The sequence below is a fragment of the Pseudonocardia sp. DSM 110487 genome, assembly GCF_019468565.1.
Taxonomy (GTDB): Bacteria; Actinomycetota; Actinomycetes; order Mycobacteriales; family Pseudonocardiaceae; genus Pseudonocardia.
The window spans coordinates 3,384,866-3,408,688 of the sequence record NZ_CP080521.1 but is presented as its reverse complement, the minus strand read 5'-3'; the positions used below and the strand labels follow the sequence as shown (position 1 = coordinate 3,408,688).

At 72.2% G+C, this 23,823-nt stretch carries 27 protein-coding genes and 1 tRNA gene; 13 read left to right on the top strand and 15 right to left on the bottom strand.

Going from position 1 to position 23,823, the window contains the following annotated elements; all coding sequences use genetic code 11:
• Positions 1 to 46: 46 nt before the first annotated feature.
• The 4 genes from K1T35_RS15905 to K1T35_RS15890 form a co-directional block, all read right to left on the bottom strand.
• Positions 47 to 1,189 carry a branched-chain amino acid ABC transporter permease gene (locus K1T35_RS15905; RefSeq protein ID WP_220260925.1) on the bottom strand — a complete coding sequence of 381 codons (1,143 nt, stop codon included), beginning with the start codon at positions 1,187 to 1,189 and terminating at the stop codon, positions 47 to 49.
• On the bottom strand, positions 1,186 to 2,187 hold the full coding sequence (locus K1T35_RS15900; protein ID WP_255622598.1) for a branched-chain amino acid ABC transporter permease: 1,002 nt from the start codon (positions 2,185 to 2,187) through the stop codon (positions 1,186 to 1,188). The genes K1T35_RS15905 and K1T35_RS15900 overlap by 4 nt, the downstream gene beginning before the upstream one ends.
• A gap of 103 nt (positions 2,188 to 2,290) precedes the next feature.
• Entirely contained in the window at positions 2,291 to 3,514 is a 1,224-nt protein-coding gene (locus K1T35_RS15895) for a branched-chain amino acid ABC transporter substrate-binding protein (RefSeq protein ID WP_220260924.1), read from the bottom strand.
• Between the two features lie 150 nt (positions 3,515 to 3,664).
• Entirely contained in the window at positions 3,665 to 4,297 is a 633-nt protein-coding gene (locus tag K1T35_RS15890) for an ANTAR domain-containing response regulator (RefSeq protein ID WP_220260923.1), read from the bottom strand.
• Positions 4,298 to 4,440: 143 nt separating this feature from the next.
• Here K1T35_RS15890 and K1T35_RS15885 point away from each other — a divergent pair.
• From K1T35_RS15885 to K1T35_RS15870, 4 genes are all read left to right on the top strand, one after another.
• Positions 4,441 to 4,516, top strand: a tRNA-Leu gene (locus tag K1T35_RS15885).
• 20 nt (positions 4,517 to 4,536) lie between these two features.
• Complete coding sequence (locus K1T35_RS15880) at positions 4,537 to 4,755, top strand: hypothetical protein (RefSeq protein ID WP_220260922.1); 219 nt, start codon at positions 4,537 to 4,539, stop codon at positions 4,753 to 4,755.
• A gap of 270 nt (positions 4,756 to 5,025) precedes the next feature.
• Complete coding sequence (locus K1T35_RS15875) at positions 5,026 to 6,423, top strand: lipopolysaccharide biosynthesis protein (RefSeq protein WP_220260921.1); 1,398 nt, start codon at positions 5,026 to 5,028, stop codon at positions 6,421 to 6,423.
• A gap of 10 nt (positions 6,424 to 6,433) precedes the next feature.
• The gene (locus tag K1T35_RS15870) at positions 6,434 to 7,225 is read left to right on the top strand and encodes an SDR family oxidoreductase (protein ID WP_220260920.1); all 792 of its coding nucleotides are present in this window, start codon (positions 6,434 to 6,436) and stop codon (positions 7,223 to 7,225) included.
• 23 nt (positions 7,226 to 7,248) lie between these two features.
• Here K1T35_RS15870 and K1T35_RS15865 read toward each other — a convergent pair whose 3' ends face one another.
• Positions 7,249 to 7,959 (bottom strand): DUF6319 family protein, encoded by a 711-nt coding sequence (locus K1T35_RS15865; RefSeq protein WP_220260919.1) that lies wholly within the window; start codon positions 7,957 to 7,959, stop codon positions 7,249 to 7,251.
• A 54-nt stretch (positions 7,960 to 8,013) separates the two neighbouring features.
• Positions 8,014 to 8,841 carry an NAD(P)H-binding protein gene (locus tag K1T35_RS15860; RefSeq protein ID WP_220260918.1) on the bottom strand — a complete coding sequence of 276 codons (828 nt, stop codon included), beginning with the start codon at positions 8,839 to 8,841 and terminating at the stop codon, positions 8,014 to 8,016.
• A gap of 255 nt (positions 8,842 to 9,096) precedes the next feature.
• Here K1T35_RS15860 and K1T35_RS15855 point away from each other — a divergent pair, with 255 nt between their 5' ends.
• The 6 genes from K1T35_RS15855 (at position 9,097) to K1T35_RS15830 (ending at position 13,805) form a co-directional block, all read left to right on the top strand.
• Positions 9,097 to 9,882 carry an AraC family transcriptional regulator gene (locus K1T35_RS15855; RefSeq protein WP_255621955.1) on the top strand — a complete coding sequence of 262 codons (786 nt, stop codon included), beginning with the start codon at positions 9,097 to 9,099 and terminating at the stop codon, positions 9,880 to 9,882.
• Between the two features lie 70 nt (positions 9,883 to 9,952).
• Positions 9,953 to 11,035 (top strand): LLM class flavin-dependent oxidoreductase, encoded by a 1,083-nt coding sequence (locus K1T35_RS15850; RefSeq protein ID WP_220262630.1) that lies wholly within the window; start codon positions 9,953 to 9,955, stop codon positions 11,033 to 11,035.
• A complete protein-coding gene (locus tag K1T35_RS15845; RefSeq protein WP_220260917.1) occupies positions 11,032 to 11,646 on the top strand; it encodes a CE1759 family FMN reductase in 615 nt (204 codons plus the stop codon). The genes K1T35_RS15850 and K1T35_RS15845 overlap by 4 nt, the downstream gene beginning before the upstream one ends.
• A complete protein-coding gene (locus tag K1T35_RS15840) occupies positions 11,643 to 12,635 on the top strand; it encodes a sigma-70 family RNA polymerase sigma factor (RefSeq protein WP_220260916.1) in 993 nt (330 codons plus the stop codon). Before K1T35_RS15845 ends, K1T35_RS15840 begins: the two co-directional genes overlap by 4 nt.
• Position 12,636: 1 nt before the next feature.
• Complete coding sequence (locus tag K1T35_RS15835; RefSeq protein WP_220260915.1) at positions 12,637 to 13,257, top strand: dihydrofolate reductase family protein; 621 nt, start codon at positions 12,637 to 12,639, stop codon at positions 13,255 to 13,257.
• Entirely contained in the window at positions 13,245 to 13,805 is a 561-nt protein-coding gene (locus tag K1T35_RS15830) for a dihydrofolate reductase family protein (protein ID WP_220260914.1), read from the top strand. Before K1T35_RS15835 ends, K1T35_RS15830 begins: the two co-directional genes overlap by 13 nt.
• Here the strand turns inward: K1T35_RS15830 and K1T35_RS15825 are convergent.
• Together K1T35_RS15825 and K1T35_RS15820 are read right to left on the bottom strand one after the other, a co-directional pair.
• Positions 13,802 to 14,569: an SDR family NAD(P)-dependent oxidoreductase gene (locus K1T35_RS15825; RefSeq protein WP_220260913.1), complete on the bottom strand. Its 768-nt coding sequence runs from the start codon at positions 14,567 to 14,569 to the stop codon at positions 13,802 to 13,804. The two genes, K1T35_RS15830 and K1T35_RS15825, sit on opposite strands and share 4 nt — an antisense overlap.
• Positions 14,566 to 15,744, bottom strand: coding sequence for an MFS transporter (locus K1T35_RS15820; protein ID WP_220260912.1), 1,179 nt, complete (start codon positions 15,742 to 15,744; stop codon positions 14,566 to 14,568). Before K1T35_RS15820 ends, K1T35_RS15825 begins: the two co-directional genes overlap by 4 nt.
• Before the next feature lie 123 nt (positions 15,745 to 15,867).
• Here K1T35_RS15820 and K1T35_RS15815 point away from each other — a divergent pair, with 123 nt between their 5' ends.
• Positions 15,868 to 16,461, top strand: coding sequence for a TetR/AcrR family transcriptional regulator (locus tag K1T35_RS15815; RefSeq protein WP_220260911.1), 594 nt, complete (start codon positions 15,868 to 15,870; stop codon positions 16,459 to 16,461).
• A gap of 23 nt (positions 16,462 to 16,484) precedes the next feature.
• Entirely contained in the window at positions 16,485 to 16,976 is a 492-nt protein-coding gene (locus K1T35_RS15810) for a DUF309 domain-containing protein (protein WP_220260910.1), read from the top strand.
• Between the two features lie 2 nt (positions 16,977 to 16,978).
• Here the strand turns inward: K1T35_RS15810 and rnhA are convergent, their stop codons facing one another.
• Genes rnhA through K1T35_RS15795 form a run of 3 tightly spaced genes read right to left on the bottom strand, consistent with a single transcriptional unit; the run spans position 16,979 to position 19,014 of the window.
• Positions 16,979 to 17,437 (bottom strand): ribonuclease HI, encoded by a 459-nt coding sequence (gene rnhA, locus K1T35_RS15805; RefSeq protein WP_220260909.1) that lies wholly within the window; start codon positions 17,435 to 17,437, stop codon positions 16,979 to 16,981.
• Positions 17,438 to 17,458: 21 nt separating this feature from the next.
• Positions 17,459 to 18,283, bottom strand: coding sequence for an arylamine N-acetyltransferase (locus K1T35_RS15800; protein WP_220260908.1), 825 nt, complete (start codon positions 18,281 to 18,283; stop codon positions 17,459 to 17,461).
• A 20-nt stretch (positions 18,284 to 18,303) separates the two neighbouring features.
• Positions 18,304 to 19,014 carry a nucleoside hydrolase gene (locus K1T35_RS15795; RefSeq protein ID WP_220260907.1) on the bottom strand — a complete coding sequence of 237 codons (711 nt, stop codon included), beginning with the start codon at positions 19,012 to 19,014 and terminating at the stop codon, positions 18,304 to 18,306.
• Between the two features lie 83 nt (positions 19,015 to 19,097).
• Here K1T35_RS15795 and K1T35_RS15790 point away from each other — a divergent pair, with 83 nt between their 5' ends.
• Entirely contained in the window at positions 19,098 to 20,210 is a 1,113-nt protein-coding gene (locus K1T35_RS15790; RefSeq protein ID WP_220260906.1) for a GNAT family N-acetyltransferase, read from the top strand.
• On the opposite strand, the gene K1T35_RS15785 is transcribed toward K1T35_RS15790, so the two are convergent.
• Genes K1T35_RS15785 through K1T35_RS15770 form a run of 4 tightly spaced genes read right to left on the bottom strand, consistent with a single transcriptional unit; the run spans position 20,191 to position 23,779 of the window.
• The gene (locus K1T35_RS15785; RefSeq protein ID WP_220260905.1) at positions 20,191 to 21,330 is read right to left on the bottom strand and encodes an ABC transporter substrate-binding protein; all 1,140 of its coding nucleotides are present in this window, start codon (positions 21,328 to 21,330) and stop codon (positions 20,191 to 20,193) included. The two genes, K1T35_RS15790 and K1T35_RS15785, sit on opposite strands and share 20 nt — an antisense overlap.
• Before the next feature lie 15 nt (positions 21,331 to 21,345).
• Complete coding sequence (locus K1T35_RS15780; protein WP_220260904.1) at positions 21,346 to 22,155, bottom strand: ABC transporter permease; 810 nt, start codon at positions 22,153 to 22,155, stop codon at positions 21,346 to 21,348.
• Positions 22,152 to 22,913 carry an ABC transporter ATP-binding protein gene (locus tag K1T35_RS15775; RefSeq protein WP_220260903.1) on the bottom strand — a complete coding sequence of 254 codons (762 nt, stop codon included), beginning with the start codon at positions 22,911 to 22,913 and terminating at the stop codon, positions 22,152 to 22,154. The genes K1T35_RS15780 and K1T35_RS15775 overlap by 4 nt, the downstream gene beginning before the upstream one ends.
• Complete coding sequence (locus tag K1T35_RS15770) at positions 22,910 to 23,779, bottom strand: ABC transporter permease (RefSeq protein WP_220260902.1); 870 nt, start codon at positions 23,777 to 23,779, stop codon at positions 22,910 to 22,912. The genes K1T35_RS15775 and K1T35_RS15770 overlap by 4 nt, the downstream gene beginning before the upstream one ends.
• Between the last annotated feature and the right edge of the window lie 44 nt (positions 23,780 to 23,823).

Sequence of the window (23,823 nt, the reverse complement as noted above, 5' to 3'; positions counted from 1 at the left end):
TCCGGCGGCTCGGCCGAGATCTCCTCGGTGGGCGGCTCGGGGCGGGTCACCGGAGCACCCCTTCCTCGTGCTTGCCCAGCGCGCTCTCGCTGCTGATCTGCTCCCCCTTGCCGATCAGGCGCTGGTAGGCCTGCCGGCCGTAGGTCAGCAGGCGCTGGCGGGCACCGAGGAGGCCCTGCGGGCGGAAGATCATGAGCACGATGATGGCCAGCCCGAAGATCAGGAACCGGTACTGGGCGATCACCTGGAACCGGTCAGGGATGTAGACGATGATGAACGCGCCGAGGATCACCCCGACCTTGTTGCCCGACCCACCGAGCACCACGGCGGCGAGGAACAGGATCGACGTGATGATGTCGAAGCCCTGGCTGTTGATGAAGCCGATCTGCCCGGCGTAGATCGAGCCGGACAGCCCGCCGACGGTGGCACCCATCGCGAAGGCCCACAGCTTGAACCGGAACGTCGGCACACCCATCGCCTCGGCGGCGTCCTCGTCCTCCCGGATGGCCACCCACGCCCTGCCCACGCGGCTGCGCTCGAGGTTGCCCACGAACATGAGCACCACGATGATCACTGTGACGGTCAGCCAGTACCACGGCGTGCCGTCCGTGGAGGTGAAGATCTGCGAGCCGTCCGCGCGTGCGACCTCGGGGCCGGGGATGGCGCTGAAGCCGCGCTGGCCGCGCAGCGGATCGAGGTTGTCGGCGAGCAGCCGGACGATCTCGCCGAACCCGAGGGTGACGATCGCGAGGTAGTCGCCGCGCAGCCTCAGCGTGGGGGCGCCGAGGATGAGCCCGGACACCGCCGTGACGAACATCGCCAGCGGGATGCAGGCCAGCCACGGGTACTCGGTGGCGAGGAACGAGTCGGGGCTCGAGAACACCGCCGTCGTGTATGCGCCGACGGCGAAGAAGCCGACGTAGCCGAGGTCGAGCAGCCCCGCCTGCCCCACCACGATGTTCAGTCCGATCGCGATCAGCGCGATCCGCGCCGCGTTGAACAGCGTGATCTGGAAGTCGGTGCCCGGCTCCGTGGTGAGCAGCGGCGGGTTGAGCACGGGCAGCAGGTAGATGAGCACGACGGCGGGAATGATGACCGCCCACTGCTGCCAGCGGTCCAGCGAACCCCACCAGTCCCGCAGCCGCGTGCCGAACGGCACCTTCGTGGCGGCGGCGTGTGCGGCGTTCATGCGCGCGCCTTCGCGAGCGACTCACCGAGGATGCCGGTCGGCCGGAACATCAGCACGATGATCAGCAGCACGAATGCGATGACATCGCGCCACTCGCCGCCGAAGAACGACTGGCCGTAGTTCTCGACGACGCCCAGCACCAGCCCTCCGAGCAGGGCGCCGCGCAGGTTCCCGATCCCGCCGAGCACCGCGGCGGTGAACGCCTTGATGCCGAGCAGGAAGCCGCCGTTGTACACCGCCGCCGCCGGGATGGTCATGATGTAGAACAGCGCGGCCGCGCCGGCAAGCACGCCGCCGAGCAGGAACGTGAGCATGAAGACGCGCTCGCGGTTGACGCCCATCAGCGTGGCCGTCGCCGGGTCCTGGGACACCGCCCTGACGCCCCTCCCGAGGCGGGTGCGGTTGACGAACGTGTCGGCGACGACCATCAGCACGATCGCCGCGACGACCGTCATGATCTGGATGTTCGTGACCCGCGCGCCGAAGACCTCGAACACCTCGGTCGGGCGCAGCAGCCGGATCGTCGGTTGCGAGTTGGCGCCGAGCGTGATCAGGAAGATCTGCTGGATGGCGAACGACGCGCCGATCGCGGTGATCAGGAAGACCAGCGAGGGGGCGCCCCGTTTCCGCAGCGGCCGGTACGCGATCCGCTCCAGCAGCACGGCGGCACCGCCCGACGCGGCCATCGCCACCAGCGCGGCGAGCAGCAGCGACCCGACCAGCGCGACGATCCCCAGGTCGGGCGACTGACCGGGGCTGAACCCCATTGCGACGAACGCGAAGTAGGCGGCGAAGACGCCGATGACGAAGATCTCGCTGTGCGCGAAGTTGATCAATCGTAGGACGCCGTAGACCAGGGTGTATCCGATTGCCACCAGGGCGTAGATGGAGCCGTAGGACAGGCCGTCGATGGTGTTGGCCCAGAACCGGTCGACCAGCAACTCGAAGTTGAAGTCGATCAGCGGGTCCTGCGCGAGCACGCTCGTGACGTGGGTGATCACAGGGGGTGTTTCCCGTCTTCAAGTGACTACGGGCGCGGCCCCGGAGCCGTCCGGGGCCGCGCTCGTAGTCACCGCTTTACTTGACGCCTGACTCGTGCCGCTACTCGATCGGCGACAGCCGCTGGATCTGGCCGTCCTTCACGACATAGCTCCACACCGGTGTCTCGTTCAGCTCACCGTTCGCGTTCCACTGGAACCGCTTGGTCAGGCCCTGGCCCTGGTAGTTGCGCACGTGCTCGAGCAGCGCCGGACGGTCGGCGATGCCCTGGTCGAGGCCGCGCAGCAGGATCGTCGTGGCGTCGTACGCCTCGGCCGAGTACGTCTGCGGGTCGACGTTCCAGCGTGCCTTGTAGGCCCCGGTGAACTCGGGGAACACGTCGCCGGGCAGGCACGGGCAGGTCATGTAGACGCCGTCGGACGCCTCACCCGCGTTCTGGACGAAGATCGGGTCCTTCACGCCGTCCGGCACGACGATGTCGGCCTCGATGCCGGCGTCGCGCAGCTGCTGGGCGAGCGGGGCACCCTCGTCGTAGTAGCCGGCGTAGAAGATCGCGTCCGGGTTCCCGGACTGGATCGTGCCGATCGCCGCGGAGAACTCGCGCTGACCGGTCTTGACCTCCTCCTGGCAGGTGGCGGCAGCACCGAGGGCGTTGGTCAGCTCGGTGGCGAGACCCTGGCCGTACGCGCTGTCGTCGCGGATCACGCAGACGCTCTGCGCGCCGAGGGTGCCGGTGATGAACCGGGCGGCCGAGGGCCCCTGCACCGCGTCGTTGCCCAGGCCGCGGAAGAAGTGGGTGAACCCCTTCGTCGTGAGGTCGGGCCGCGTGGCGGACGGGGTGACCGAGACCAGGCCCGCCTCCGAGAGCGCCGGGCCGACGGCCTCGGACTCGCCGGAGAAGGGCAGCCCGACGATCCCGAGGATCGTCGGGTCGTTGATGGCGGCGACCGTGGGAGCGAGCGCGGTCTGCGGGGAGCCGGCGGTGTCGAACTCCTTGTAGGAGACCTGGCAGCCTGCGTTGGCCTGGTTGTGCTCCTCGATGGCGAGCTGGACCGCCTGCTTGATCGCGATGCCCAGCCCCGCGTTCGCGCCCGCGATCGTGCCGACGTAGGCGATCGTCGGGTCGCCGCTGCACTGCCCCTGGCCGTCACCGGCCGGGAGCTCCGCGTCGGCCGGCGGCGTGAACGGCGCCTGCGTCGGCTCTGCACGCTGCTGCGTCGGCGCGGCACCGCCGGTGTCACCACCGCCGCCGCCGCCACACGCCGCGAGCACCATGGCTCCGGCCAGTGTCGCGGCGAGCGCGAGCACCTTCCGATTCCGACTCATGTCCATGTCCTTCCGTACCGCCCCCGGGCTCCCCGCGGGACCGCCCACGCTCGCCCCCCGTTCCGGGAGACGGGCGGACGTTAAGGGAAAGCGAGCGACAGAGTCATCATCGACGGCACGTCCTTTACCGGACCGCAACGTTCATGAGTCTCAGGACTTCGGCGCGGCCAACCCGTCGACGATGGCCTCCGCGACCGCTTTCATCGTGGTCCTGCGGTCCATCGCGGTGCGCTGGATCCAGCGGAACGCCTCCGGCTCGGTCATGCTCTGCCGCGTCATCAGCAGGCCCTTGGCGCGGTCGACGGTCTTGCGCGTCTCGAGCCGGTCGGTGAGCGTGGCCACCTCGTCCTCGAGCGCCCGCTTCTCCGCGAACCGGGACACCGCCAGCTCGATGGCAGGCACCAGCTCGTGCCGCGCGAACGGCTTGACCAGGTACGCCATCGCGCCGGCGTCCCGCGCCTGCTCGATGAGGTCGCGCTGGCTGAACGCCGTCAGCATGACGACGGGCGCGATCTTCTCCTCGACGATCGACCCCGCGGCCGCGATGCCGTCGACCTTCGGCATCTTCACGTCCATGATGACCAGGTCGGGCCTGAGCTCGCGGGCGAGCTCGACGGCCTGCTCGCCGTCGCCCGCCTCACCAGCGATGACGTAGCCTTCCTCGGTCAGCATCTCCGTGAGGTCGAGGCGGATGAGGGCCTCGTCCTCCACCACGAGCACGCGCAGACCGGCGGCCGGTCGGGCCTCGTCCGCGGAGTTCTGCTCGGACACCTGCTGGCTCACAGGGCTGCTCTCCTTCGCCGGGGGTTGTACCGGAAGGATTCAGAATACCGGCCGTCTGCCTGGCCGAACTGTGATCCCGCCGATCCGGTGGCAGGGTGGAAAGTGTCCAACAGCAGGCACGCGCTAAAGTCTGTGACCGGTCAGCCCCCGTAGCCCAACGGCAGAGGCCGCGCTCTCAAACAGCGTCCAGTGTGGGTTCGAATCCCACCGGGGGCACCAGCGCGTCGCGGAAATCGTCGGTGGCGAACGCGACACTGATCGCGCGTACGACGCCGAGGCGCGCCGAGCCGCACTGGCGGCCATCCGCTCCGGCCAGAGGCGCCGACGTCCTCGGCGTCTGCAGCGCCGCGCTCGACCGGCTCGACATCGCCCACCGCTTCCCCCGCCCCGACACGATCTCGGTGGCCCGGCGGGAGGCCCTGGCCGCGCTGGACGCGGTCGTCAACCCGAAAGCCTGATGCCGGCATCCCCTCAACGGCGTGACCAGGACCTTGCGTGCAGAACTAAGGGTCCCCTAACGCTCGATTTGCTACCCCGATAGGGTGACGCAACTGCTATTGCGGGTGCGGGAGGTAGCGATCAATGCCGTCGCGATGGGGAGCGGCCCGGTGACAGAGCGGGAACGACACGCGACCCCTCTCGATCCGAGCCCGACGGTTCCGATCGTGCTGCCAACGCGCCCGCAGGCGCGATCACGCCGGCGCCCTGCGGGGCTCCCGTGCACCGAGGTGGCGACCACGCCCCTCCGACTGGCGGGCTCGCCGTCGGCGCAGCGCGGCGGGTTCGTGATCGCAGAGCTGCCGACCCAGCCGATCGTGTTCGCACTCCCGGGCGCGGCGGGCGATGGCACGAAATCGACGGGCCAGGCGGGCGGGGGCGCCGCCATGTCGATCAGTTCCGCGCTCGGCGCGCTGGCGGGACTCGCGAGCTGGCTCATCGCCGCCCGCCTCCTGCCGCAGGCCGAAGTGGGACTCGCGGCCGCCGTCGTGTCCGCCTTCATCCTGATCGCGGGCATCACGCAGCTGAACCTCGGCCTCGGGCTGATGCGCTGGCTCCCGGTCGCGGGCTGCCACGCCCCACCGCTGGTGTGGCGGAGCCTGCTGCTGATCATGCCGCTGGCCGGGCTCGTCGGCCTCGGCTATGTGCTGGCGGTACCCGAGCTGGCTCGCACCGCCGCCGGTGTGGACGGGTCGCTCTCCGTCGGCGTGTGCCTGTTCACGCTCGCGGCCGCGGGCTGGGGCGCGTTCGTCGTCCACGACTACATCCTCGTGGCGATCGGCAAGCCATGGTGGTGCGTGTGGCGCAACGGCCTGTTCGCGGTCGTGCGGATCACCCTGCTCGTCGTGCTGGGCACCGCGCTCGGCGCGCAGGGGGTCGTCCTGTCGTGGGTCGGGCCGATCGTGGTGTGGATCGCCGTCGGTTCCGTCGTCCTACTGGTGGCCGTGCGCCGCTACGGCCGCAAAGCCTGCGGTGGGATCATGCCCGGCCGGTCGGAGGTGGTGGGCTTCCTCGGACCGACGGCGGCGGCCCAGATGGGATACACCCTGCTGCTCAACCAGGTGCCGCTGGTCGTGATCCTGCGGTTCGGGCCGGAGATCGGTGCGGCGTTCTTCGTCGCGTGGCAGGCAACGGTCGTCCTGGAGACCGCCGCCACCTACTACACGCATTCGCTCACCGCCATCTGGGCCAGAGCGCCGGAACGCGCCGCGGAGCTGGCGTCCTCGGCCCGGAGGCGCCTCCTGGTGATCTTCCTGCCGCTGCTCGCGGTGGGCGCGCTGCTCGCGGGGCCGGGCTTGTCGGTCTTCGGTGCGGGGTATGCGGCGGCGGCCGATGTGCTCCGCCTGCTGCTGCTCGGGCAGGCGTTCCGGCTGATCGTCGTGCACGAGCTCGGGGTGCGCACCGCATCGGGGCGCGGCATGGCGTACGCGCGGCTGCACCTCACCAGCACGTTCCTGGTGCTGGTGACCGTCCTCTTCGTGCCGGTGGCCGGCGGTGCTCCGGACGATGCCGCGACGGCGGCGCTACCGGTGGCGGTGGGCTACGTGGTCGTCCAGCTGGTGATGGCGGCACATGTCGTCGTTGTCCGGTTGCGGGGGCACAGCCGGGCTCCGGCCCCGGGGCATTAGCCTCCCGGTCATGCCTATCGCCCTCGTCACCGGTGCCAGCCGCGGGCTCGGCTCCGCCTTCGCCTCGCGGCTCGCCCACGACGGCCACGACCTCGTGCTGGTCGACCGCGACCAGACAGGGCTGGAGCGCGTCGCGACGTTCCTCCGCGGGCCGGGGAGGAACGTCGAGGTGCTGGTGGCCGACCTGACCGACGAAAGGGGTCTCGCCGCGGTGCAGGCCCGGTTGGAGGACCGGGACCGGCCGGTCGACATGCTCGTGAACAACGCGGGCGTCAGCGGCGAGACCGAGTTCACGGTGGCCGACGTCGCGAAGCTGCAGGCCGAGATCGATGTCAACATCACGGCGCTGATGCGGCTCACCCGCTCCGCGCTGCCCGGGATGATCGACCGGCACCGGGGCGCGGTGATCAACGTGGCGAGCTTCGCCGGGTACCTCGCCGGGAAGGGCGACGCGTACGCCGCGAGCAAGGCGTGGGTGCTGTCGTTCACCGATACGGTCGCCTCCTCGCTCGAGGGCACCGGCGTCCGCATGATCGCGCTGGTGGCGGGCCAGCTGCGGAACGCGATGTTCCCCGCGCCCCCGGACGCGTCCCGGGACGGGCTGGACCCGTCGGCGGTGGTGGACACCTGCCTCACCGACCTCGCGAAGGGACGCACCCTCTCGGTGCCGGGGTGGCGCTACCGGGCCGTGGTCGACGTGCTCGAACTGCCGCGCCGCACCCTGCGCACGGCCGCCCGGCTGGCCCGCAAGGGGCGCGCCACGGGCAACGTCCTGCGCAAGCCGGTGGGCCCGCAGTCCTGACGCCTGCGCTCACGCGGCCGCCGTCAGCCCGACAGGTCCTGCAGAGCTCGTTGCGCCGCGTCGAGCTCGGCCCGCAGCCGTTCCACCCGCTCGATCTGGCGCTGCCGGGCCGCCGCGAGTGACGACTCGATCGCCTCGGCAACGGCAGGGGGCAGGGACCGGGCGGCCTTGGCCACCTCGGCGGACTGCACCGGCGTTGGCCGCACGGTGCGCTTGCGCCCGGTGACGACCTCCACCGTCCACTCGCCCTCGACCGTGCTGCTCAGCGTGACGGTGACCTCGGCGGGGCGCGCGACGGTGCGGGGACGCGCCGGCTTCTGCTCCTCGGCGGCAGGCGAGGAGCCGTTGCGGTCCGGCGACGGGGCGCGGCTCTCCTGACGGGCCTGCGGCCTCGGTGCGGGTGATCTCGGGGCAGGCGGCGTCGGGGCAGGCAGCGGCTTCTCCGCCGGCATGTCCGCCACCTTGTCTGCGGCCTTCTGCGCCCGCCGCCGCGGCGGCCGGGTGCGGGTGAGCTCGTTCGGCGAGCAGAACACCGTGTCCTTGGTGCCGGTGGGCCGGACCTCGACGAAGTCGCCCTCGGCCGGCTCGCCGATCGACACGACCTTCGCCGAGCCGCCCACCGGCACCCCGACGGCCGCCGCGGTGAACCACACCGGGAACGGCCTGCCCTCCGCCAGCTCTGCGCGTGCTGCCGCCAGGTCCTGCTCCGACAGCGCTGCCGGTGCGTCCGTCATCCGTTGCTCCCCTCACTCGACCGGGGGCATCATGCACGGACCCACCGACAGAGATCAGCTCCCCCACACCCCGCTGGGTGCGATCTCCGCCACCCAGTCCGCGAACGAGCGCGGTGGCCGGCCCAGCACGTCCTCGACCCCGGTCGTGGGGGCGGCGACGTGTCCCTCGCGCATCAGCTCGAGCAAGCCGCCCAGCAACGCGACCCACTCCTCATCGAGGCCTGCCGCGCGCAGCTCGTCCGCGTATGCCGCAGGGGTGAGCTCCTCGAACCGGATCGGCCGGCCGGCCGCGGCCGCGATGGTGGCCACGGCCTCGGCGAACGTCAGCGCGGCCGGACCCGACACCTCGACCGTGCGGCCCGCGTACTCGTCGGACGTGAGCAGCCTCGCCGCGACCGCGGCGACGTCATCGAGGTCGACCAACGGCTCGGGCACCCCGCCGGTGGGCAGGGCGAGCCTGCCGGCCAGCAGCGGCTCGTACCAGAGGTCCTCGGTGAAGTTCTGCATGAAGTTGTTGGCCCCCAGGATCGTCCAGCTCAGGTCGCTGCCCCGGATGGCGTCCTCGGCCGCCGCCATGGCGTGCCCGAAACGGTCACCCCACACCTCCCTCGCCCGGCCCGAGAGAAGCACGACGCGCTTCACGCCCGACTCCTGCACGAGGTCGACGAACTGCCGCACCGGGGCGGGGTCCTCGGGGGCGACGAGGTAGAGCGCTCCCGCCCCGTCGGTCACCGCGGGCCAGGTGCGCGGGTCCTGCCAGTCGAAGCGGACCTCCGCGGTCCGGGACGCGGCCCGCACCGTGTGCCCGGCCGCCCGCAGTGCCGCGACCACCCGCCGGCCCGACTTCCCGCTCGCGGCCAGCACTGAGATATCTGCGTTCATGCCGTTCAGTGGATCTCGCGGGCGCCCGCCGCGGCCATGCTCGCGCGTCCGCGGGGGATGTGTGCGCGTCCACCGCACTAGGCCGCGTTTAGAAAGTCCGGATCGCGGTCTTCGCGCCCAGGCGACCGCTGGCTGCGTTGTCGGCACGACCGGGTATTCCAATACAACGGCTCGCGCCTCCGCCTTGCCAGCGGCCGCCTGGATCACGAAGCCCATCGACCCGGACTTCCTAAACACGGCCTAGGCTCCGGGATCGTGACGGTCCTGGAGGCCCTGCTCCGTGGGGTCCGGCCCCACGAAGGCGCGGTGTTGCGCGCCCGGCTCGGCCCCGACGAGGAGTACACGGTGCCCGTCGGCTCGCCGCTGGTGCTGTGCGGCGTGCTCGCAGGCGAGGTCGTCGCGGAGGGCGGGGCACTCGCGCCCGGTGGGATGGCGATGGTCCAGCCCGGACCTTCGGTGACGGTCCGGGCTGGCGACGGCGGCGCGTCTCTGATCATCTGCGGTTACCGCACGCGGACCGGCGGGACCCGGCTGACCAGCGCCCTGCCCGCGATCGCCGTCGTCGCGGCGGAGGATCCGGACTGCGTGACCCTGCTCGAGCTGCTCGATCGCGGGGGCGGCGGGCCCGCCCCGGTCCGGGACCGGCTCCTCGACTGGCTGCTCAGCTGCACCCTGCACGCGTGGTTCGAGCGGCGCGCGCCGGAGCGGCCCGGCTGGTTCACCGCGCTGGCCGACCCGGTGGTCGGCCCGGCCCTCGAGGCGCTGCACGCCGACCCGGCCCGGCGCTGGACGGTGGAGGAGCTGGCGGCGCGGGGTGGGTCGGGACGGGCGGCGTTCGCGAAGCGGTTCCGCGAGCTCGTCGGGGACGCGCCGCTCGCCTACCTGCGCAGCTGGCGGATGACGCTCGCCGCCGAGTACCTCGCCGATCCCGAGGTCACGGTCGGGGCGGTGGCGCGCAGGGTCGGCTACTCCGACGCCTTCACGTTCAGCGCGGCGTTCAAGCGGGAGCGGGGTGTGGCACCGAGCACGGTCCGGGCATGAACTCGTCGACCCGCGCGTTGGGGCCAGGTGATTGCAGATGCAACTACCGGAGGCAGGGATCGAGATGGAGATGCAGTTCGGCGTCTTCTCCGTCGGTGACGTCACACCCGACCCGACGACGGGCCGCACGCCCACCGAGGCGGAGCGGATCAAGGCGATGGTCGCCATCGCGCTGAAGACCGAGGAGGTGGGAATGGACGTCTTCGCGACCGGCGAGCACCACAACCCGCCGTTCGTGCCCTCCTCCCCCACCACGCTGCTCGGCTACGTCGCCGCGCGCACGAAGCGGCTGCTGCTGTCGACGGCCACCACGCTGATCACCACCAACGACCCGGTGAAGATCGCCGAGGACTACGCGATGCTGCAGCACCTGTCCGACGGGCGCGTCGACCTGATGCTCGGGCGCGGCAACACCGGGCCGGTCTACCCCTGGTTCGGCCAGGACATCCGCGACGGCATCTCGCTGGCCGTCGAGAACTACGCGCTGCTGCGCAGGCTCTGGCGAGAGGACGTCGTCGACTGGGAGGGCAAGCACCGCACGCCGCTGCAGGGCTTCACGTCCGCGCCGCGCCCGCTCGACGGGGTGCCGCCGTTCGTGTGGCACGCCTCGATCCGGAGCCCGGAGATCGCGGAGCAGGCCGCCTTCTACGGCGACGGCTTCTTCCACAACAACATCTTCTGGGACGCCGGGCACGTCCGGCGGATGGTGAACCTGTACCGGCGCCGGTTCGAGCACTACGGCCACGGCGCGGCCGACCAGGCGATCGTGGGACTCGGCGGGCAGGTGTTCATGCGGAAGAACTCCCAGGACGCCGTGCGCGAGTTCCGGCCGTACTTCGACAACGCCCCGGTCTACGGCCACGGCCCGTCGCTCGAGGACTTCTCCGAGCTGACCGCCCTGACCGTCGGCAGCCCGCAGCAGGTCATCGACAAGACGCTGACCTTCCGCGAGTTCGCGGGCGACTACCAGCGCCAGCTGTTCCTCATGGACCACGCGGGCCTGCCGCTGAAGACGGTGCTGGAGCAGTTGGACATGCTGGGTGAGGACGTGATCCCGGTGCTGCGCAAGGAGTTCGCCGCGCGCACGCCGGCGCACGTCCCGGACGCGCCGACCCACGAGAGCCTGAAGGCGGCCCAGGAGGTGCCGGCATGACGCGCAAGATCACGGTCGTGACCTCGGGGATCGGCGTCCCGTCGTCGACGCGGCTGCTCGCCGACCGGCTGGCCGCGGCCACCACCGCGGCGCTGGCCGAGAACGGGGTGAACGCCGAGGTCGAGGTCGTGGAGCTGCGCGAGCACGCCCACGAGCTGGTGGACGCGGTGCTCACAGGCTTCGTCGCGCCGGGCCTGCGCCCGGTGGTGGACGCGGTGGTGGGCGCCGACGGGCTGATCGCGGTCACGCCCACGTTCTCCGCCTCCTACAACGGCCTGTTCAAGCTGCTCTTCGACGCGCTGGAAGACGGCGCGCTCGACGGGAAGCCGACGCTGATCGCAGCCACCGGGGGCACGGGCCGCCACTCGCTCGCCCTCGAACACGCGGTGCGCCCGCTCATGGCCTACCTGCACGCGGTGGTCGTGCCCACCGCGGTGTTCGCGGCCCCAGAGGACTGGGCGGGCGGCGCAGCCGGCGTGCCTGCGCTGGACCGGCGGATCGCCCGCGCCGCGGGCGAGCTCGCCGACCTCGTCGCGGCCCGGCCCGCCGCCGCGGCGGCAGACCCGTTCGCGGATCCGGTGCCGTTCGAGCAGCTGCTGCGCGGCGAATGACCGTCCCCCACGACGAGTTCGCGGCGATGGCCGAACGCCACCGCCGCGAGCTGCGCGTGCACTGCTACCGGATGCTCGGCTCGTTCGACGAGGCCGAGGACATGGTGCAGGAGACGTTCCTGCGCGCGTGGAAGGCGATCGACGGGTTCGAGGGCCGCTCCAGCGTGCGCGCATGGCTCTACCGCATCGCCACGAACGCCTGTCTCGATTTCCTCGACGGCACGGCCCGGCGGGCGCTCCCCCAGGACCTGCGGCCGCCGTCGGATGCGACCGAAGGGCTGCCGCCCCGGACCGACATCCCGTGGCTGCAGCCGTTCCCGGACCGGCTGGCACCCGAGGAGACGGCCGTCGAGCGGGAGACGATCGAGCTGGCCTTTCTGGCGGCGATCCAGCACCTGCCGCCGCGGCAGCGGGCGGCACTGCTGCTGCGGGACGTGCTCGGCTGGCGGCCAGGTGAGATCGCCGACGTGCTGGAGGGCAGCGTCGTCTCGGTGAACAGCGCGCTGCAGCGGGCGCGCGTGACCCTGCGCGAGCACCTTCCGGCGAGGCGGGCCGACTGGGCACCCTCGACGCCACCCACCGCGGAGGAGCGCGCCGTCCTGCACCGCTACATGGCCGCGATGGAGAGCGCCGACCCCGACTCCCTCGCGGCGTTGCTCGCCGAGGACGTGCGCACGGCGATGCCGCCGTGGCCGATGTGGTTCCGCGGCCGCGGGACCGTGCTCGCGGCGCTGCGCGCGAGCTGGGCGTCGGACGGGCTGGGGTACCGCTTCCGGATGCTGCCCACCCGGGCCAACGGGCGGCCCGCGGTGGCGACGTACGTCCGCACCGGTGCCGAGTACCGCGCGTTCGCGATCTCGGTGCTGCGCATCGAGCGCGGCCTCGTCACCGACGTCACCGCGTTCCACGACACGCACCTCTTCCCGGCCTTCGACCTCCCACCGTTCCTGCCGGCCGATGACGTTCCCCGCGCCGCACCGTCTCCATGACATGGCGAAGCTTCTGTACTCGGCAACGATGTCGCTCGACGGGTTCATCGCGGGTCCCGGTGGGGACATGTCGTGGCTGACCCCGTACCTCGGGCCCAACCCGCTGATCGACCGGCTGATCCCCCGGGTCGGGGCGATCCTCGTGGGCGGGCGCACGTTCCGCGGCGGCGACGACCCGCACGCCGGTACCGAGGGTGAGGGGAAGGTGTTCGGCGGCGGCTGGGACGGCCCGCAGTTCGTGCTCACCCGCAAGCCGCCTGCCGACCCGGTGCCGGGGATCACGTTCGTGACGGACGTCGACGAGGCGGTGGCGGCGACGCGGGCCGCGGCAGGCGACGGGTACGTCAACGTCATCGGCGCCGCGACGGCACGCAGCTGCCTCGATGCGGGCGCGCTCGACGAGATCCTCGTGTGCATCGCTCCCGTGCTGCTCGGCGACGGCGTGCGGCTGTTCGACCACCCGGGCGGTACGCACGTCCGCCTGGAGCGGATCGAGGTCGACACCCCGCCCATGGCGACCGACGTCTGGTTCCGGGTGGCCGGCCGGGGCGTGTCGATTCGCCGGCCCGCCGTTCGACGTACCGCCGAAGGCGACGGCCGGGAGGATCCATGCGCGAGTTGAGTGTCGACCTGTTCAGCACCGTCGACGGGTACGGCGGCGGCGGGCCACGTCCGGCCCCGTACTGGGGCTACGGCGGGCCGGACCTGTTCGAGTGGATGCAGGCGCAGCTGGCCGATGAGCACGTCATGCTCATGGGCGCGACGTCGTACCGGTTGATGTCCGAGATCGTCGCGAACGGCGACGACCCGACGTTCCCGAGGATGGCCGAGCTTCCCAAGATCGTCTTCTCGAAGACGCTCCAACCGCCGCTGACGTGGGCGAACACGACGATCGTCCACGAGCCGGTCGAGACGGCCGTGCCCGCGTTGAAGGCCATGTCCGACGGGCTGCCGATGCGCACCATCGGCAGCCGGTCGCTCGTCCGCAGCCTCTTCCGGCTCGGCCTGGTCGACCGGGTACGGGTGATGGTCTTCCCGATGATCCACGGCGTGGCCGGCGAGGAGCCCGTATTCGCCGAGCTACCCGACGTCGAACTGGGCCTCGCCGGGACCACCGTTCTCGACGACCGTCTCGTCCTGCTCGACTACCGCGTGGACGGCGATCGTTAGGCCGCGGGCGGGCCCAGCAGCAGGCCGCCGTTGACCTCGAGGGTCTGCCCGGACACCCAGCGGCCGTCGTCGGAGGTGAAGAAGGCCACCGCGTCGGCGATGTCGGCGGGCTGCCCGTGCCGGCCGAGCGCGGTGATGCCGGCCACCGCGCGGGCGGCGTCGGCGCTCTCGGTCAGCCAGCCGTTCATGTCGGTCTCGGTGATGCCCGGCGAGACCGTGTTGACGGTGATCCCCCGCCTGCCCTGGGTGTACGCGAGCGAGCGGGTGAGCACGTTCAGCGCGCCCTTGCTCATGCCGTAGACGACCTCCGGCGTCGAGAACCACGTCACGCCCGATGAGACGTTCACGATCCGGCCGCCGTCGGGCATCAGGGGCAGTGCCCGCTGGATGACGAAGAGCGGCGCACGGACGTTCACCGCGAACAGCCGGTCGAAGGCCTCCGGGGTGGCGCCCTCGATCGTCGCCGTGTAGTCGATGTACGCGGCGTTGTTGACGAGGATGTCCAGCGGGCGCCCCGCCAGCCCGGCTCGCAGCGCGGCGAACAGGCCGTCCAGCTCGGCGGTCTCGGCCAGGTCCGCGCGCACGGCGAAGGCCTGCCCGCCCGCGTGCTCGATCGCGGCCACGGTCTCCTTGGCGGCCGTCTCGTTGCTGCCGTAGTGCACGGCGACGAGTGCGCCGTCGGCGGCCAGCCGCTCGGCGATTGCGCGGCCGATGCCGCGGGAGGCGCCGGTGACGAGGGCGGTGCGTCCGGTCAGGTCGGTCATGCTGGGACTCCTTCGGTGTGCTGGGTGGTGGGGCGAAGCGCGGCGGTGGCCCACGCGGCGGGCAGCGCCACCGCGGTGACCACGAGGCCGGTGATCAGGGGGCCGCCGGCGCCGAAGGCGTCGAGCGTCCAGCCGCCCGCGAGCGCGCCGAGCGCGATGCCGGCATTGAGCGCCGAGGCGGGCAGGGTGGCGGCGAGGTCGCGGCCCGGTCCGGCGAGGTCGAGCACGCGGTACTGCAGCGAGGGCACGAGGCCCATCCCGACGACGCCCCAGACCACCAGCACGATCGCGACGAGCACCGGGATCGCGGCGACCAGGTGCAGGAGGCCGAGCGCGACCACCAGCGCGGCGTTGCCGAGCACGAGGGTGCGAGTGGCGCTGCGGTCGGCCGCCCATCCGCCTGCGAACACACCGACCGCGGTGGCCACCCCGTAGGCGAGCAGGAACGCGCTCACCGCCGGGCTGGAGACGCCGGTGCGCTCCTGCAGGAACGGCGTGATGTAGGTGAGCACGGCGTACTGGCCGCCGAGCAGGAGGAGGCCGGTTCCGAGCACCGCGAGGACGCGGGGCGCGAACGCGTGCCTGGCCTGCACGGAAGCGCGCCCGCCGCCCGTCGCGGCCACATTGGGCACGATGCGCAGGAGCGCGAGCAGCGCGCCCAGGCCGAGCACAGCGACGCCGACGAAGCCCGCCCGCCAGCCCATCGCCTGCCCGACGAGCGTGCCCAGCGGGACACCGAGGGCCGTGGACACCGAGATCCCGCCGAGCACGATCCCGATCGCGCGCCCCGTGCGCTCCGGCGGCACGAGCGCGCCGGCGACGGCGAACGCGACGCCGATGAACAGGCCGTGCAGCGCGCCCGCGGCGAACCGGGCCGTGAGGAAGAGCGCCGCGCTCGACGTGACGAGCGGTGCCGCGGTGGCCACCACGTACCCGGCTAGCGCCCACGCGAGCACGGCGCGGCGGCCGGACCGGATGGTGAGCGCCGTCAGGATCGGCCCGCCGACGGCGATCCCGAGCGCGTACGCGGTGACGGCCGCCCCCGCGGTGCTCACCGGCACCGCGAGATCGGCGGCGATGAGGTCGATCACCCCGACGACGAGCAGCTCGGCACTGCCCATCACGAACGCCGCCGCGAAGAGCGCCGCGAGGGCCGGGCCGGATCTGGTGTTCATGACCCGCCTCCTCCTTTGTTAGGGATCGTTCCCTATCAGGAAGCTAGGCCGGGGCCACACCGACGGCAAGGAGGTGTGACGCAGGACGCTAGGGAACGGTCCCTAACAAGGTAGGATGGCGCCATGACCCGAGCGGGAACGGCGCAGCGCCGCAGCTCCGCGGAGACGCGAGAGCACGTCCTGCAGGTGGCGCACGACCTCTTCTACTGGCAGGGCATCCGCGCCGTCGGCGTCGACCGGATCGCAGCGGAGGCCGGAGTCGCGCCCACCACGCTCTACCGGCTGTGGGCCTCGAAGGACGACCTCGTGGCGGCCTACGTCGAACGGGCCGACCGCGAGTACCGCGAGTGGTTCGACGCCGCGACCGCCAACGGGACCCCGCGCGAGCGGATCCTCTCGCTGTTCGACGCGCTCGCCGTGCAGACCCAGCCCGACCGCTGCCGGGGCTGCCCCTTCCAGATGGCGCTGACGGAGTTCCCCGACTCCGAGACCGCCGCGCACCGCAACGCCGCCTCCAACAAGGTCTGGGTACGCGCGCGGCTCGGCGAGCTCACGGCCGGCTTCCCCGGCCACGAGGCGCTCGCCGACCAGCTCGCGCTCCTCATGGAGGGGGTCTACGCCTCGGCGCAGGCCCTCGGGGCCGAGGGACCGGCGCGAAACGCGCGGGCGCTCGCCGAGGCCCTCCTGCCACCTTCCGGTCCGGGACGCACAGCGTGAACGGTCGTGGCACGGTGGTCGTCGTGGACACCGCGCGCGAACGCGACCCGGCCGGCCGCCCCCGCAACGCCCGCCCACGCGACGCGGCGGGGCGCCCGCTCCCCCGCGGCGCAGAGGGCGTCGAGCGGGTGCCCGAGGACCTCGTCCTGAGCCCCGACGAGGCCGTGACCGAGGCGCAGCGACTGCTCGACGCCGGCCTGCCGTTCCCGGCGCACGACGTACTGGAGGCCGCCTGGAAGTCCGCGCCCGACGGGGAGCGGGAGCTCTGGCGCGGGCTGGCCCAGCTCGCTGTCGGGTTGACGCACGCGCAGCGGGGCAACGCCCGTGGCGCTGCGGCCCTGCTCGAACGCGCGGCGCACCGGATCGGGTGCTGGTCCGCGCCCGCCCCAGCGGGTCTGGACATCGCCGGGCTGCAGGCACACGCCGAGACGCTGGCGACGCGGATCGGACGGGACGGCCTGACAGCCCTCACCGATGACGATCTACGCCCGCGCCTGCGCGGCGGGAGAAACTAGTCTTACAGCGGTACGCGGCCCGCGGCCTCGGCCACCCCGCGCACGGCCAGCCGGTCGGCGCGTTCGTTCTCCGGGTGTCCGGCGTGCCCTTTCACCCAGTGCCACTCGACCTCGTGCGGCGCCGCGGCCTCGTCGAGCCTGCGCCAGAGGTCGGCGTTCTTGACCGGTGTCCTGGCCGAGGTCGTCCAACCGTTGGTCTTCCACCGGGGCAGCCAGCTGAGGATCCCGTTGCGCACGTACGTGCTGTCGGTGTAGATGCGGACCACGACGGGCCGGGTCAGGGACTCTAGCGCCCGGATCGGCGCCATCAGCTCCATCCGGTTGTTCGTGGTCGGCCCGGCGTCACCGCCGTACAGCTCCTTCTCGACGGTCCCGTACCGCAGCACGGCGCCCCAGCCGCCGGGGCCGGGGTTTCCGCTGCACGCGCCGTCGGTGTAGATCTCGACGACATGGCCCGGCACCGGCCCACCGTACCGATGCCGCTACCGGTCCGGGAACAGGCGCGCCAGCGCCGTCTCCAGGTCGGGCAGGCCCGACGTGTCGATCAAGAACGTCTCGTCGAGGACCTTGCGGATCTCCGCGGGCGACTCCAGCGTGCGCCGCTCGGTGGGGCCGTCGAGGTGATGCACGGCGAGGCTGGTGCTGCCGAGGGCGTACCGGCGGTCGGGCTCGGCGCGAGCGATCATGATCCCGCTCAGGAAGTGCGAGCGCGGGTGGTGGCAGAGGTACCAGTTCGACACCTCGTAGTCGGCCACGAGCTGCTCGGTGAGGTCGAACCAGTACAGCGGCCGCCACTCCCCGCCCACATGCGCCTGCATGACGTACCCGGACCGCTCGGCCCGGAGCAGCCGGAACGTCTCGTGGGGCGTGTCCTGCTCGACGTCCGGCTCCAGCGCGAGCACGCCGGTGAGCGTGAGGCCGCCGAAACCGACGTCGACGAGATGCGGCCCCTCCGGCAGGTCGATGCGCAGCAGCATGTGGCTGCGCGGGGTCGGCGGTGCGTCGGCCGGGCGGCTCCAGAGCACCCGGGCGGCGAGGCTGGTGGTGGTGTAGCCGAGTGCGTCGAGGGCGCCGCGCAGCAGCAGGTTCTGCTCGAAGCACCACCCGCCGCGGCCGCCGTGCACGAGCTTCGCGGCGAGCGCACCCGGGTCGAGGGCGATCTCGCGCCCGGTGAACGCATCGAGGTTCTCGAACGCGATGGACCGCGAGTGGCTTGCGACGATGCGCCGCAAGGTCGGGAGGTCGGGACCGGTGACATCGGCGACGCCGATCCGGTCGAGGTACGCGGCAAGCGCGGGGTCGGTCACGGCGCCATCCTCCCGAACCGTCAGCTCCGTGCGCGCAGCTCGCTGAAAATCTTCGCGAGGTACGCGCCGATCCGGCCTGCCGGCCGGACGAACGCGTCGATCTCGGCGAGCGTGGTGGTCAGGTGCTCGGTCACGTTGACGCACGGCACGTGCACGAGCGGGACGCCGGAGTCGAGCAGGACGCGGGACGCCGCAACGTCCTGCTCGAGGTTGTACTCGTGAGCCTTCGGCCAGGTCGTCGGATTCCCACCGAGCCACACCACGACGATCTTCCGAGCGATGTCCGGTGCCGCCAGCAACGCCGACGAGACGTTGGTCGGGGCCCCGATCGCGACGACGTAGAGCACCTCGTCGTCGCCCTGCCGCATGGCCCGTGCGATGAGATCGTCGGCGGCCGGGCTCGGAACGGCTGCACCCGCGTCCGACAGCCACCGCTCGGAACCGGCGAACGCGAAGCCGTCGGGAGCCCGGTCGAACCGGTCCAGCACGCGGAGGATCTCGTCGTAGCTCTGCCGCATGCCCGTCGCGGGGTCGGTCGAGTCGTTGCCGAACGGTGCGGCGTAGACCGCCTGGAGATCGAGGCGATCCGGGGACAGCAGCGCGTAGGCGAGGGCGAACTGGTCGTCGATCTCGTTGAACGTGTCGGTGTCCAGCACCATGGACAGCCGCGCACCCTGCGCGGGCGGCTCGAGCCGCCGGATCCGGTCCGGGTCGCTGAGCGCTGGTGGCATGCGTTGTTCCTATCCGCGTTCCCGGCCCTGATCAACCGAGAATCAGGCTGCGCAGGCGCGGTCGCGGCCACGATCATGAACGGGTGCGAGCACCGACCCTGACCGACGGTGTGGTGAACCTGCGGGCCCACACGTCCACCGACCTGGACGCCCTCGTGGCCCTCGCCCGCGACCCGCAGACCATCCGCTGGACGAGCATCCCGGATCCGTACGGGCCTGCCGACGCACGGAGGTGGATCGAGGTGACCGTGCCCGCCGGGTGGCGGGACGGCTCGGTGGCCCGCTGGGTGGTGGAGGAGGAGGCGGGGCGGTTCGCCGGCCAGGTGGACGTGCACCTCGGTGCGCCGCCGTTCGTCGGCTTCGGGCTGCTCCCGGAAGCGCGCGGCCGCGGGCTGATGTCCAGGGCGCTGCGGCTCGCGGCCCGGTGGGCGTTCGAGGAGGCCGAGCAGCCGGTGCTGCACTGGTGGGCTGAGGTGGGCAACGTCGCGTCATGGCGGGTGGCGCACGCGTGTGGCTTCACGTTCGAGGGCACGCGGCGGCGGGCCCTGCGCCGCCCCGGCCGGCTGGTCGACGGTTGGTTCGCCTCGCTCACCCCGGACGAGGAGATGACGCCACGCACGACCTGGTGGCCGGTACCCGAACTGCGGGGCGAGCGGGTGCGGCTGCGCCCGCACACCGATTCCGACCTGCCACGGATCGCCGAGGCCTGCTCGGACCCGCGCACCCGGCACTGGCTGTCGACGCTGCCGCACCCCTACACGACCGGGTCCGCCGCGGAGTTCGTCCTCGGCTGCCGGCTGGCCGAGTCACTCGGGCAGAAGGTCACGTGGGCCGTCGCCGACCCCGAGGACGACCGGCTGCTCGCGAACGTCTCCGTCTTCCGGCTCGACGACCCGATGAATCCGACGGGCGGCGAGATCGGTTACTGGGCGCACCCGGACGCGCGCGGCCGCGGCGTCGCCGGCGAGGCCGTCGACCTCGTCGTCGCGCACGCGTTCACGGCGCCCGAGGACGGTGGGCTCGGCCGGCACCGGCTGCAGATCGGCGCGTCCCGCGCCAACACGGCGAGCCGGCACGTGGCCGAACGGGCCGGCTTCACCGTCGTCGGCGAGTTCCACCAGGACGGCGTCGTCGGCGCGGAGCCCACGCTCGACGACGGCGTCTGGTACGAGCTGCTCAGGCGCCGCCCGGGTTGAGCGTGACCTGCATCGGCTGGTAGCCCTCGCCGGTGACGTCGACGCCCTCGGCCTTCAGCTGGTCGAGGGCCCGCTGGACGTAGGTGTTGGTGTGGGCCTCCGCGTCGGGGTCGCGGGTGAGCACGGTCTGCCCGTCGGCGTTGACGGCGGTGCGTGCCACCTGGACGGTCTGCGCCCACGCGGCCTCGTCGATCATGCCGGCGCCGGCCGGCGCGGGCCAGATCAGCTTGTTCACCTCGTTGACCTGCCACAGCTGGTGGCTGGCGCCGAGCGTGGAACCGGCGGCCACGACCATGTCGCGGCACGACTCGACGTTGTCCCGGCAGTACGCCCATCCCTCGAGCGAGCCTGCGATGAAGCGGGTCGTGAGGTCCTGGTAGGCCGGGTCCCCGAGTCGTTCGGTGCTCGCCCAGATCGCATCCTGCAGCATGGCGGTGCCGGTCTCGTTCCAGTCGATCACGGAGAAGTCGCTCGGCTGGTAGAGCTGGCCCGTTGCCGGGTTGGTGGCCTCCAGCACCTGCGCGTACTCGTTGTACGACATGGCCTGTGCGGCGTCGATCTCCCCGGACAGCAGCGCCTGCATGTCGAACTGCTGCTGCACCAGCGTGACGTCCGAGGCCGCGTTGATCCCGGCGCTCGTCATGCCGGCGAACAGCTCGAACTCGTTGCCGAAGCCCCAGTTGCCGACCTTCTTGCCCTTGAGGTCGGCCGGCGTCCTGATCCCCTTGTCCGCGAAGGACACCTGGTAGGTGCCCGACTTCTGGAAGATCTGGGCGACGTCGGTGATCCCGGCGCCCTGCTCGCGCGATGCGAGGGCCTTCGGCACCCATGCGATCGCGAAGTCGGCCTGGCCCTGCGTGAGGACGGTCTGCGGGACGATGTCGACCCCGCCCTCCATGATCTGCACGTCCAGCCCGCGCTCGGCGTAGAAGCCCTGCTCGACGGCCGCGATGTAGCCGGCGAACTGGCCCTGCTTGAACCACTGCAGCTGCAGCCGTACCTGCTGCGGGCCCTCGGCGGGCGGGGTGCTGCCGCCGCCCTGTGGCGTGACACTGCAGGCGGTGACCGCCACGAGGAACGCAGCCACCACGGCGAGGCGGCGGATGACGGAGCGAGGCATGGGGACCTCCGGGGTTCAGGCGGTACGACCGCGGGTCACCAGGCGCTCGACGAGCAGCCCGGCAAAGTGGAACAGCAGCCCCAGTGCGATCGAGGCGGCGACGAAGGCCCACGCGCGGGCGTAGGCGGTGTTGGCGGCGGCCGCGGTGATCCGGCTGCCCAGCCCGTTCTGCAGGCCGCCGAAGTACTCGGCGACGATCGAGGCGATCACCGCGGCCGGGGCGGCGAGCCGCAGCCCGGTCATGATGTGCGGCACCGCGCCGGGCAGCCGGACGAACCGCGCATGCTGCCACGGGGTGGCGGCGAGCGCGGTCATGAGCTCGGCGTGCACCGGCTGCACCTGCCGCAGCCCGCGGGCGGTCGCGACGAAGACCGGCACCGTGACCACGACCATCACCACCAGCCGGCGCGGGATCTCGGTGGCCGACCCGTACATCGTGGTGAACACGGGAGCGAGCGCGACGATCGGCACGGCGCTCGCGGCCAGCACGATCGGCGTGGCCAGTTCGCCGAAGATCCGTGACCCGGCCGCGAGCAGCGCCAGCGCGACGCCGATCACGAAGCCGGCCACGAGGCCGACGAGGGCGTTTCCGCCGGTCACCGCGGCTGTGGAGAGGATCACCGGGAACTGGGCGCCGATCTGCCCCGCGATCGCGCTCGGCGCGGGCAGCAGGAAGGCCGGCACGCCGGCGATCCGGACCACCAGCTCCCACAGCACCAGCAGGCCGATCCCGAACGCGACCGGCGGCCAGACGTTCCCGAATCCGCGCGGGCCGCGCCGCGGGCCTGCCTCGACGCCGGTGGCGCCCGGCACCGCGCCGGTCACGCGTGCCCCTTGCGCAGCGCCTCGCGCACGGTGGTGATCGCGGCGAAGAAGGCGCCCGACTCGCGGACGTCGTCGACGTCCTGGTCGGCGCCGGGCCGCTCACCCTTGACCACCTCGGTGATCCGTCCGGGACGGGGCGACATCACGACCACGCGGTCGGACAGCACGACGGCCTCGGGGATCGAGTGCGTGACGAACAGGACCGCGGCCTCGGTCTCGCGCGCGATCCGCAGCAGCTCGGCCTGCATCCGCTCGCGCGTCATCTCGTCGAGCGCGCCGAACGGCTCGTCCATCAGCAGCAGGCGCGGGCTGGGTGCGAGCGCGCGAGCGATCGCCACGCGCTGCTGCATGCCCCCGGACAGCTCGCTCGGCCGCGATCCCGCGAAGTCGGCAAGGCCGACCAGCTCCAGCAGCTCGGTGGCGCGTGCCCGGCGCTTCGCCTTGTCGACCCCGTGCACGTGCAACGGCAGCTCGACGTTCTCGACGACGCTGCGCCACTCCAGCAGGCCCGCCTGCTGGAAGGCGATCCCGTAGTCCTGGTCCAGCCGCGCCCGGTGCGGGGTCTTCCCGCCCAACTGCACGGTTCCGGTTGTGGGTTGCTCCAGGTCGGCCACCACGCGCAGCAGCGTTGACTTCCCGCACCCGGACGGCCCGATGAGCGAGACGAACTCGCCCGCGGCGAGCTCCAGGTCGATTCCGTCCAACGCGTGGACGTCACCGAACCGCTTCTGGACCCCCGCGAGCAGCACGGCGTTCATCGGACACTCCCCCGATACCGGCGCAGGCCGACGTCCAGCAGCCCGACCGCGCCCGCCGCGACCAGCCCGAGCGCCGCGGCGCCGAGGATCGCGGTGTAGAGGCGCGACGGGTCGCCGGTGGCGGACTGCGCGTACTCGATGATCAGGCGGCCGACCCCGCCCCTGGTTCCGGTGGAGATCTCCGCGACGATCGCCCCGACAACCGCTGCGGCGGCCGCGAGCCGCACCGCGGGGAGCAGGAACGGCACCGACGCGGGCAGCCGCAGCCGCAACAGCGTGGTCCACCAGCCGGCAGCGAGGGTGCGGAACAGCTCGACATCGGCCTTCGCGGGCGCGTTCAGGCCGCGGAGCATCCCGACCGCGATCGGGAAGAACGCCAGGTACGAGGCGATCACCATGACGCTCGCCCACGGCTGCCACGACCACCCCATGATGGCGATCTTGCCGCCCCAGCCCGCGACGAGCGGGGCGATCGCGATCAGCGGCACCGTCTGCGATGCGACGACGTAGGGCAGGGCCGCGCGCTCCAGCAGCGCGAACCGCTGCATGGCCAGCGCCAGCAGCATCCCCAGCACGCCGCCGAGCACCAGCCCGCCCAGCGCGAGGCCGAGCGTGAACAGCGCCCCGGACGCGACCGCCGCGCCCACCGTGCGCGCGTCGGCCGCACCGGCCACTTCCGGCTCGAAGAGCCGCCCGAGCACCGTCCAGACGTGCGGCATGGCCGAGTCGTCGGTGCGGGGCAGGACCCGCGTGTCGCCGATCAGCACGCCGTCGTCGGGCAGCACGAGCTTGGCCAGCTCCCACGCCAGCACCAGCAGCACGAACGCCGCCACTGCAGCGACGAGCGTGCGCGCCCGACCGACCATCCCGTGCTCCCCTCAGACCGGGTGATCCTCTGAGCAGGGGATGA

What these genes read in the sequence shown, in the direction of transcription:
- K1T35_RS15785 (WP_220260905.1), bottom strand. Translation starts at nt 21,330, where the DNA reads ATGCCTCGCTCCGTCATCCGCCGCCTCGCCGTGGTGGCTGCGTTCCTC.
- K1T35_RS15830 (WP_220260914.1), top strand. Translation starts at nt 13,245, where the DNA reads ATGCGCGAGTTGAGTGTCGACCTGTTCAGCACCGTCGACGGGTACGGC.
- K1T35_RS15795 (WP_220260907.1), bottom strand. Translation starts at nt 19,014, where the DNA reads ATGCCACCAGCGCTCAGCGACCCGGACCGGATCCGGCGGCTCGAGCCG.
- K1T35_RS15835 (WP_220260915.1), top strand. Translation starts at nt 12,637, where the DNA reads ATGGCGAAGCTTCTGTACTCGGCAACGATGTCGCTCGACGGGTTCATC.
- K1T35_RS15860 (WP_220260918.1), bottom strand. Translation starts at nt 8,841, where the DNA reads ATGAACGCAGATATCTCAGTGCTGGCCGCGAGCGGGAAGTCGGGCCGG.
- K1T35_RS15850 (WP_220262630.1), top strand. Translation starts at nt 9,953, where the DNA reads ATGCAGTTCGGCGTCTTCTCCGTCGGTGACGTCACACCCGACCCGACG.
- K1T35_RS15815 (WP_220260911.1), top strand. Translation starts at nt 15,868, where the DNA reads ATGACCCGAGCGGGAACGGCGCAGCGCCGCAGCTCCGCGGAGACGCGA.
- K1T35_RS15895 (WP_220260924.1), bottom strand. Translation starts at nt 3,514, where the DNA reads ATGAGTCGGAATCGGAAGGTGCTCGCGCTCGCCGCGACACTGGCCGGA.
- K1T35_RS15825 (WP_220260913.1), bottom strand. Translation starts at nt 14,569, where the DNA reads ATGACCGACCTGACCGGACGCACCGCCCTCGTCACCGGCGCCTCCCGC.
- K1T35_RS15840 (WP_220260916.1), top strand. Translation starts at nt 11,643, where the DNA reads ATGACCGTCCCCCACGACGAGTTCGCGGCGATGGCCGAACGCCACCGC.
- K1T35_RS15770 (WP_220260902.1), bottom strand. Translation starts at nt 23,779, where the DNA reads ATGGTCGGTCGGGCGCGCACGCTCGTCGCTGCAGTGGCGGCGTTCGTG.
- K1T35_RS15820 (WP_220260912.1), bottom strand. Translation starts at nt 15,744, where the DNA reads ATGAACACCAGATCCGGCCCGGCCCTCGCGGCGCTCTTCGCGGCGGCG.
- K1T35_RS15865 (WP_220260919.1), bottom strand. Translation starts at nt 7,959, where the DNA reads ATGACGGACGCACCGGCAGCGCTGTCGGAGCAGGACCTGGCGGCAGCA.
- K1T35_RS15845 (WP_220260917.1), top strand. Translation starts at nt 11,032, where the DNA reads ATGACGCGCAAGATCACGGTCGTGACCTCGGGGATCGGCGTCCCGTCG.
- K1T35_RS15775 (WP_220260903.1), bottom strand. Translation starts at nt 22,913, where the DNA reads ATGAACGCCGTGCTGCTCGCGGGGGTCCAGAAGCGGTTCGGTGACGTC.
- K1T35_RS15905 (WP_220260925.1), bottom strand. Translation starts at nt 1,189, where the DNA reads ATGAACGCCGCACACGCCGCCGCCACGAAGGTGCCGTTCGGCACGCGG.
- K1T35_RS15870 (WP_220260920.1), top strand. Translation starts at nt 6,434, where the DNA reads ATGCCTATCGCCCTCGTCACCGGTGCCAGCCGCGGGCTCGGCTCCGCC.